Raw genomic sequence first — 4,917 nt, 5'->3', positions numbered from 1 at the left:
GTTTACGTCTTCCCCCCGGCATTTCCTTCTTAACTTCCGTTGATTGCTACACCCTACTCAAATCTAAATTTTTTGCAACAGTGCCCACAAAACATCTGCTTATATTTCGCATATAAGTTAAAAAAATCTACTTACAGAAAAATTGATCTATAAAATGGTTATGCTAATTTCACTTGAATCATTGGCTTAACAACAAATTTAAAACCAAGCTCGTTAAAGCATTTTACAAGCCTGATCACCCCTTCTGTAGAAGAAAGGTCAACTTCAATTATATTGTTATTTAAATTTGAAGTGGCTACTGGTAACTCTTTTTGAATTGACGTCAGTCCCATGCGTTTCGCTTTACTATATATTTGATCAAGGTTCCTTCCAGGTAATAAGGTCATCATCTCTTTTGCTGTTTTATTCAGGTAATACTCTAACATGATCGACGTTTCCTCTAGTGTCCAACTACATCTACTCATAAAAACCTCCAAGTTTTAAGTAGAATACCTCACCCCTTACAAAACAAACGACCAATTGACGACCAAAATCACAAATTATTGAAAAAAAGTTTTTGGCATTATTTTTAAATCAGGCTGGTCACTTTCTGCATTAAAGAACTTATCCACCCCCTGAAGGATTTTACCTTTCACGCCTTCCAACCAAATTTCTTTATGTTCAAAGTCATGATAACTCACGCAAAAGTCATGCATAGCTTTAGTTGTAGTTAAAATGATGGTTTGGCAAAACGATAAAAACACCTCATCGCTAATCATTTTTGGTTCTAATGAACGTAAAAAAGGCATCACTTCCTCGTTAACAATAACATCAGCTATTGTCTTCGCTTGTTTTTTATCCATAGGCATCCTATTGTGGTGAGTATATTTTTAAGGCTGTTTGGTAAGCATGATTAAAAATAGCAAAAGAGTTGATAGAGTTTTGACTTAACCTCCCTGACCACCCCCAAGTTTTGCGTGCTGCAAAAAGTATGGCTTGGTTATCCATTTGACTATCACTAGAATTAATAATATATCTACATGCCTTAGCATAAGCTGTAATTACAGTATATGTTTTCACTACTCATTTCATCCTGAAAATACAACCCATAAACATTTATGATTTACAGGCACTTAACTATTCTAATTAGAATAAAATATACATTAATTTGATTTTTTTATCAATGATAAATCACTAAAATCATGGTATGATTTACTTCCTATAGGAAGTAAAAATGACAATATGATGAGCAGTAATAATTTATTGATAAAAAATATTAAGATGATTTTAGAATATAGAGGCCTAACGCAGGCATATCTATATAAAAACTCCAATGTACCTCAATCAGTTATTAATAAAATTTTAAGTGGAGAAACCCCAAACCCAAGAGTCTCAACAGTATTAGAAATAGCCGCTTGCCTTGGAATAAAAGTTGGAGACCTCTTTACAGAAATATCAATTGACTCTTTAGATAAAACTGTAAAAATCCCTATGTACAATATTGATGATATAACATCAATTAAAAAGGAAAAACCAATACGCTATGTTTGGTCAAATGCAAAGAATGTGACAAATAAATGCTTCGCAACGGAACAGAAAGACAGCTCGATGTCGCCTATAATACCAATAGACTCATTACTGATCATAGACCCATCAAAAGAAGCAAGGGATGGTGATTATATATTACTACTAGTCGGAAAAAACATCCTATTAAGAAGATACTTAGATGCTGGAGATACTAAATATTATGAGCTGCTTAACCCAAAGTTCGATGGAATTAAAAAAGAAATGACCAAAAAAAATAGAATATTAGTTGTCACCATTTCTGTAGAGCTAAAACTATAGTCATATTCTTTTTAAAAGACAAACTACCAAATCAACTTGTCTTCATTGTTCTAATAGAAAAAGGATTATAGTTTGTATTGTAATCATAAACATCGACTTTCTCAGATCTCTTTAGCCATTTTATCATATACCACATTGGAAATGATATTATTATAGCTATCATAACTTTCCAAAAATACCCATCAAAGGCAATCTTAAAAAATTGAGCAACCGTTATTTTTCCAAAAAATATAAGAATATCTACAATAAATGAAAGAAATAGTTGGCCAATTGCATTCGATATTAAAAAACGAAGCAGAAAATTTTTCCCTTGCATTAATATTTTCATCTTAGATAAGATATATATATTAATAAATTCACCAACAAAAATACCTATTAAGCTAGAAAATGCATATCTAAAAGCAGGATCTAAAACAATGTTGTATGCTTGAGATTCTTTAAAATAACTTGGATAACTCATATGTGTCACTGCATATGTTACACCTGCAAACATTATTTCAGAAAGAAACCCTAGCCAGATAAATTTTTTTGGTTCACTATAACCATAAACTTCACCTGCAACTGCATTAATAACAAATGTTAATGGAAAAATAAATATTCCTCCAGGCAATATAACTCCAGCCAGGCTAGTAATTCTAACAGCTAAGACTTGAGTAATGATCACTGTTGAAATATAAATAGTGAGAAGTAATCCAGAGTATTTGTAAGTATCTTTTCTATTTTTAGAAAAAATACTATCACTAGTATCTGAAAATCTAAATAAAGATGATATAATATTCATTATCTTACCACTTAACAGAGTTCTATTTATTCTTATTTAATCCATATAAATACCAAATCACATTTTTTTGGTCATTTTTTACTCTAGACATATACATTTCATTCTTAACGAAATCTTCTATATCAGTATCAAGACTGCTTTTAGACTCATTGTCAAAAAACGTTAATATAACTTTTCCACTATCAACTCTATGAGAAATTAACATTAATGGCATTAAATCATTCAGTTCACAACAAGCAAGATAAGTGATCAACCTAACTTCCAGACGACTAAATTGATTTATCCAATGATCACAACTAGCAATTTCAACAGCAGTCATCTCAAAGGGAATTGGTGAGGCTGCTATTTTTAAAATTAACACTACTTCCATTTTTTTATAATCGAATCTAAAATTTATTAATTTACACAAATCTACTTTATCATTAACAAATTCAATTAAATTCTCTTTAACACTTCTAATAACCTTCATTGGTTTCATAGAGTTAAACCTTTTCAGCAATTAATCCAACACTTTCTCTACCATCAAAAGTAATCTCATCAGGAAGAAATCCTTTTCTTGAAAAAAGAAAACATTCATCAACTTTAAAATTAAACTGATTAACAACTGTTTCTAAGACATCGTCATCAAAAAAATTCATATATTTAGGAAGATTTTCTGAATGACCTAAACTTTCATAATCAGAAATCTGAGTAACATAACCAGGAAATTTTATCCCATTATTTTTTTTAAGTTCGAAGACAGGTATAAACGACTTCCAGTTATTTAAATATGGCGTTTCACATGTTAAAAACAACTTCCCGTGCTGACTTAACCATTTATGACAATTCTCAAAAAAAACTTTGACTTCATCTGGATTAAAAAAGTGTATTAATCGACTACAAAATATTGCATCTAGTGAATTTTCTTCAAAACTACAATCCAATATATTACCACTAACAATACAAAGTTTAGATGTGTCAGAAAACTTCGATTTAAAACTAATCAGTGGCTTCTCATCCAAATCATTTATAGTCAGTCTTTTAGAAAAGGGGTATACTTTTTCAGAAATATAACCATACCCTGCTGCAACTTCCATAACTCGCATGGATCTTGACTTACAGTAGTTAATAAATCTTTCTGAAATAGGATCAGTGCGATTAATAATATACCCTTTATTATTTCTTAGCTTTAATCATTTGATCGCTATTGAGATCATCCCCTGTTATAGAGGCACAAGAAATATCCATTTCAAGCCTTATTGAATATCTAACAATCGCTGTATTCTAATAAGAATAAAAAAATTTATCAATAGCTGACGAAAATTTAGATTGATTAAGGCCTTATGTTGATAACATAGTTTATTATAATAAACTAATTGTCATTTTTGTTGGAAAACAACTGAGTTTTAAACAATTTGCTTTTTACCAATTCCTTCAGCCAGCAAAGAGACAACCAATGTATTTAAGCTTACATTCTCTTCTTTGGCTTTACGTGACAAAGCAGCATGCAAACTTTTAGGTGTTCTTACTCGCCACTGCCCACTAAAGTCATTGTCTGACTTTGGTTGAGGTACTTCACGGCCAAACTCTCGAGCAGCCTCTATCCATGATGAACAAGCTTCTTTAGCGTCGGCAATAGCTTCTTCAATCGTCTCACCATCCGCGGTGCATCCAGGTAAATCGGGAAACTCAACTAAATAACCACCCCCATCTTCTTCTTTTAACCGATGTACATTAAATGGATAATCTAAGTTAATCATACTTATTCCCCTGATCTTCAATTAACGCAACAAACTTCTTCACATATATAGGTTTAATTGGTCGCTTTGATGGAACAGTTAAAACAACATATCCAAAATTAAAGACGACATGACTACCTTTACCCTCTCTATAAACCACACCATATTGACCAGCTACACGATACAAGTCACTAATTGTCCACCCGGCGGGGTTAGTTTTCATTTTCTCGAGCAGTTTATCAATTTTACCCATTTCTATCTCGGTACCGTATTTGATACCACTATAATAGTATAGTTCAAAGCTTTTTCAAAGAAAATCATTAATAGTATATTTTTAACAATATATACTAAAGGTAGTCGCCCTCCGTCATCTGAAGTGCAACACTACTCTATACTAAGCCGCCATCAAATACTCTAAAAAAACATGATTAGGTGAGCGATAATTCAAACTCGCTCTTCTTCTGGTGTTCAATGTATGCTCTATTTTTGGCACTGTTGCGAAAAATTATAGTGAGCTTCAGAAAGGTTATTTTCTTGTGTTCGCCCTCCGTCATCTGAAGTACAACACCGAGTAGAGAGTTCATATCCATACAG

8 protein-coding genes are annotated in these 4,917 nt (G+C 31.8%); 1 reads left to right on the top strand and 7 read right to left on the bottom strand.

Features of this window, described 5'->3' with window-relative positions:
• Positions 1–158: 158 nt before the first annotated feature.
• On the bottom strand, positions 159–425 hold the full coding sequence (locus C200_RS13000; RefSeq protein WP_016211644.1) for a hypothetical protein: 267 nt from the start codon (positions 423–425) through the stop codon (positions 159–161).
• Positions 426–539: 114 nt separating this feature from the next.
• Positions 540–842, bottom strand: a complete 303-nt coding sequence (locus C200_RS12995; RefSeq protein ID WP_016211639.1) for a hypothetical protein — start codon at positions 840–842, stop codon at positions 540–542.
• Positions 843–1,221: 379 nt separating this feature from the next.
• Between C200_RS12995 and C200_RS12985 the strand changes: the two genes are divergently transcribed.
• Entirely contained in the window at positions 1,222–1,824 is a 603-nt protein-coding gene (locus tag C200_RS12985) for a LexA family transcriptional regulator (protein WP_016211640.1), read from the top strand.
• Between the two features lie 31 nt (positions 1,825–1,855).
• Here the strand turns inward: C200_RS12985 and C200_RS12980 are convergent, their stop codons facing one another.
• From C200_RS12980 to C200_RS12960, 5 genes are all read right to left on the bottom strand, one after another.
• Positions 1,856–2,605 carry a queuosine precursor transporter gene (locus tag C200_RS12980; protein WP_016211645.1) on the bottom strand — a complete coding sequence of 250 codons (750 nt, stop codon included), beginning with the start codon at positions 2,603–2,605 and terminating at the stop codon, positions 1,856–1,858.
• 22 nt (positions 2,606–2,627) lie between these two features.
• Positions 2,628–3,083 (bottom strand): hypothetical protein, encoded by a 456-nt coding sequence (locus tag C200_RS12975; protein ID WP_016211641.1) that lies wholly within the window; start codon positions 3,081–3,083, stop codon positions 2,628–2,630.
• 4 nt (positions 3,084–3,087) lie between these two features.
• Positions 3,088–3,681, bottom strand: a complete 594-nt coding sequence (locus tag C200_RS12970; protein WP_016211643.1) for a methyltransferase domain-containing protein — start codon at positions 3,679–3,681, stop codon at positions 3,088–3,090.
• A 309-nt stretch (positions 3,682–3,990) separates the two neighbouring features.
• Positions 3,991–4,344, bottom strand: a complete 354-nt coding sequence (locus C200_RS12965; RefSeq protein ID WP_016211642.1) for a type II toxin-antitoxin system HicB family antitoxin — start codon at positions 4,342–4,344, stop codon at positions 3,991–3,993.
• Entirely contained in the window at positions 4,337–4,576 is a 240-nt protein-coding gene (locus C200_RS12960) for a hypothetical protein (protein WP_016211646.1), read from the bottom strand. The genes C200_RS12965 and C200_RS12960 overlap by 8 nt, the downstream gene beginning before the upstream one ends.
• Positions 4,577–4,917 lie beyond the last annotated feature (341 nt).

This window comes from Piscirickettsia salmonis LF-89 = ATCC VR-1361 (assembly GCF_000297215.2).
Taxonomy (GTDB): Bacteria; Pseudomonadota; Gammaproteobacteria; order Piscirickettsiales; family Piscirickettsiaceae; genus Piscirickettsia; species Piscirickettsia salmonis.
This window is presented reverse-complemented; position numbering and strand designations above follow the sequence as displayed.

Coding starts and splice junctions, on each gene's coding strand:
- C200_RS12970 (WP_016211643.1), bottom strand. CDS start 3,681: ATGGAAGTTGCAGCAGGGTATGGTTATATTTCTGAAAAAGTATACCCC.
- C200_RS12995 (WP_016211639.1), bottom strand. CDS start 842: ATGGATAAAAAACAAGCGAAGACAATAGCTGATGTTATTGTTAACGAG.
- C200_RS12975 (WP_016211641.1), bottom strand. CDS start 3,083: ATGAAACCAATGAAGGTTATTAGAAGTGTTAAAGAGAATTTAATTGAA.
- C200_RS12980 (WP_016211645.1), bottom strand. CDS start 2,605: ATGAATATTATATCATCTTTATTTAGATTTTCAGATACTAGTGATAGT.
- C200_RS12985 (WP_016211640.1), top strand. CDS start 1,222: ATGATGAGCAGTAATAATTTATTGATAAAAAATATTAAGATGATTTTA.
- C200_RS12960 (WP_016211646.1), bottom strand. CDS start 4,576: ATGGGTAAAATTGATAAACTGCTCGAGAAAATGAAAACTAACCCCGCC.
- C200_RS12965 (WP_016211642.1), bottom strand. CDS start 4,344: ATGATTAACTTAGATTATCCATTTAATGTACATCGGTTAAAAGAAGAA.
- C200_RS13000 (WP_016211644.1), bottom strand. CDS start 425: ATGTTAGAGTATTACCTGAATAAAACAGCAAAAGAGATGATGACCTTA.